Genomic DNA, 3,273 nt, shown 5'->3' with positions numbered 1-3,273 from the left:
TCCTTCTTGTAGATGTGGCGCTCCTCGGTGGGGAGCTGCTGGGTCACGCCGAGCGCCATACCGGTCGGGAGGATCGTGACCTTGTGGACCGGGTCGGAGTGGTCGAGCACGTACGCGAGCACGGCGTGGCCGCCCTCGTGGTACGCGATGCGTTCTTTGTCGGCGCGACTCAACAGAAGCGGGCGCTCCGGGCCAAGCACAATTTTCTCCAGCGAATCAAGGAAGTCTTTTTGCTGGACTTGGTTCTGTTCGCGCCGCGCCGCGAGCAACGCCGCCTCATTGACGAGATTCTTCAAATCGGCGCCGGAGAATCCAGGTGTTGCGGCGGCAACCTCTTCCAGGCTCATGTCTTTGGCAAGCGGCACCGTGCGCGTGTGAACTTTGAGGATCGCCTCACGCCCGTTCTTATCCGGCAGATTTACAATGACGCGCCGGTCGAAGCGGCCGGGTCTTAAAAGCGCTTTGTCGAGCACCTCAGGTTGGTTTGTCGCTGCCAAAACGATAATGCCCTCGCGGCTCGAAAAGCCGTCCATCTCCGTCAGGATCTGATTGAGGGTCTGCTCCTGTTCACTGGACCCGCCGATCGCCACCTGGCCCCGTGCGCGGCCGATGGCATCGAGCTCGTCGATGAAAACGATCGCGGGCGCGTTCTCGCGCGCCTGCTTGAAGAGGTCGCGCACCCTAGCTGCGCCAACGCCGACGATCATCTCAACAAACTCCGCCGCGCTCATGGAAAAGAACGGCACACCGGCTTCTCCGGCTACGGCCTTGGCGAGCAACGTTTTCCCGGTGCCCGGCGCGCCGATCAACAGCACTCCTTTGGGAGCGGTGCCGCCCAGGCGGGTGTACTTTTTCGGGTCTCTCAGAAAATCCACGATTTCGACCAGCTCGTTCTCCGCTTCGTCGATGCCAGCAACATCGTCGAAAGTCACTTTCGTATCCTTCTCCTGGTCATAGCGTCTCGCCCGACTTTTTCCGATGCCCATGAGCCCGCCGCTCAAACCGCCGCCCTGCTGTGCGCGGCGAAACATCCAGACGTAAAATCCAATGAAAAGCAGGGCCGGACCAAATCCAAACAGCAGCGTGGATAGCAACCCGCCCCCTTCCTCAATCGGCTTAGCGCTGATTTCGACGCCATTATTGATCAAGAATCCTTCCAACCCGGGACCGACGAAGCTGGGCAGAGTCGTGGTGAAATTGGGCGAAGTTTTGGGACCAGCGCGCGTTAGACCAGGTTGGCTCGGCTTTTCAGGTTTGCCGGCCGATGCGCCGTTTTTTTGTTCGGCGGGCGGGTAGGTCACCGGAGAGGCGAAACGGCCCGTGATGGACTCACCTTGGCTATAGATCGACTTGACGTTGTGCTTTGCGACCTCCTCCTTGAAAAAGGTGTATGGAATTGTGACCGGCGCTTCCGGGCCTGGAATAAGAAATCTTACGATTAAATAATTTGCCCCCAGGACCAGTAAGAACCACAACCAGGTTCTGCTTGGCGGCATCTTTGTCTGGCTGCCACTCTTGGCATCTCCATTCCTGTTGTCGGTTGATGGAAGTCTGCTGCTGGGCTTCGAATCACTTTTGCGTCTTGTCGGCGGCGTGAAAGCCATTCATTCACCCCCTGGGCCATAGCGCAACTCAAGCGCGTGCGCAGAGCCGTCGCTAGCTGAACATGGTTTGATGACTAACACCTAGTCATGCTGACGACAAGGTGATTTTCGGGTGAGAATCGAGTGGATGGCTGCGCGGCGCATCCGTCCGTCAAAGCAATCCAAGCAAATCGAGCAGATGCGGAGTGAATGAGATTCCGAATGTACGGACTATTTGATACGAATCCGAAAAGAGCCATTGAACGTCGGAAACCCAATGATACCGTCTTCGTATAACGGCATCTGAACACGGCGGGCACAGCCAGAAGTCATGAGATAGTCAGGAGTCGAAGAGTTTCTGTTATCGCAGGGTGGAAGCACTCGACGTCTCCGTTGATCAGCGATTGTCTCAAGTCAGTCCTGAACGGAGACGCGACGTTTTCGCTCCGGAGTTTTATTTCCTGAAAAGGCGGTGAGATGCGCGCTATTGTGAATTGGAATGCCGAGCGCACATCGCGGTAGAGGAGAATAGTTATGCCGGAAGCCATAACCACGGAACAATTGCGCCTTATCGATGCCTACTGGCGGGCCGCAAATTATTTATCGGTGGGACAGATTTACCTTTACGATAATCCGCTGCTGAAGAAACCGCTCAGTAAGCAACACATCAAACCGAGATTGCTCGGCCACTGGGGAACAACACCCGGCCTGAACTTTATCTACGTTCATTTGAACCGGGTCGTCAAAGCGCGCGATCTCGATATGATCTATATCACGGGGCCCGGCCACGGCGGTCCCGGCATCGTCGCGAACACCTACCTCGAAGGTACCTACAGCGAAATTTATCCCAACATCTCGCAGGACGAGGAGGGAATGAGAAAGCTATTCACGCAGTTCTCATTTCCCGGCGGCATCCCGAGCCACGCCGCGCCCGAAACTCCTGGCTCCATCAACGAGGGAGGCGAACTCGGTTATTCCCTGTCGCACGCGTACGGCGCGGCCTTCGACAACCCCGATCTGATCGTTGCTTGCGTGATCGGCGACGGCGAAGCGGAAACCGGAGCGTTGGCGACGAGCTGGCATTCGAACAAGTTCTTGGACCCGGCGAGTAACGGCGCAGTGCTGCCGATCCTGCATCTGAACGGTTACAAGATCGCAAATCCCACCGTGTTGGCGCGCATCACTCACGAAGAGCTCGAGCAATTATTGCGCGGTTACGGATATACGCCCCATTTCGTCGAGGGCCATGAACCGGAAAAAATGCACCAGCTGATGGCCGTCACTCTGGACCGCGTCATCGATGAGATCAAGCAGATTCAAAGCAATGCAAGGCAGTCCAAAAATGAAGTCCGCCGGCCGCGCTGGCCGATGATTGTATTGCGCAGCCCCAAAGGTTGGACGGGCCCCAAGGACGTTGATGGCAAGCGAACCGAAGGTTACTGGCGCTCTCACCAAGTCCCGATGGCCGAAATGCACAGTAATCCGGAGCACGTAAAACTTCTCGAGCGATGGATGAAGAGCTATAAGCCCGAGGAACTCTTCGATGAAAGAGGCCAGCTCCGCGCCGAGCTGGCAGCGCTGCCGCCCAAAGGCGCGCGCAGAATGAGCGCAAACCCGCACGCCAACGGCGGTGTTTTGCTCAAGGACCTCCGCCTGCCGGACTTTCGCAAGTATGCAGTGGAGGTGCCCA

The 3,273-nt window shown here is 57.1% G+C and carries 2 protein-coding genes and 1 pseudogene; 1 reads left to right on the top strand and 2 read right to left on the bottom strand.

The window, feature by feature from the left end; translation table 11 throughout:
• Both VN887_15400 and VN887_15395 read right to left on the bottom strand, forming a co-directional pair.
• Positions 1-875: AAA family ATPase (locus VN887_15400; GenBank protein HXT41391.1), on the bottom strand; the 875-nt coding region annotated here is incomplete at its 3' end.
• Between the two features lie 249 nt (positions 876-1,124).
• Positions 1,125-1,496 (bottom strand): annotated as a pseudogene (locus VN887_15395) (ATP-dependent metallopeptidase FtsH/Yme1/Tma family protein).
• Positions 1,497-2,117: 621 nt separating this feature from the next.
• Between VN887_15395 and VN887_15390 the strand changes: the two are divergent.
• Positions 2,118-3,273: phosphoketolase family protein (locus VN887_15390; protein HXT41390.1), on the top strand; the 1,156-nt coding region annotated here is incomplete at its 3' end.

Origin of the sequence: Candidatus Angelobacter sp., from assembly GCA_035607015.1 — a bacterium.
In the GTDB taxonomy this organism is placed as follows: domain Bacteria; phylum Verrucomicrobiota; class Verrucomicrobiia; order Limisphaerales; family AV2; genus AV2.
Note: the sequence above shows the minus strand (reverse complement) of the source record. Positions and strands in the feature narration are given on the sequence as shown.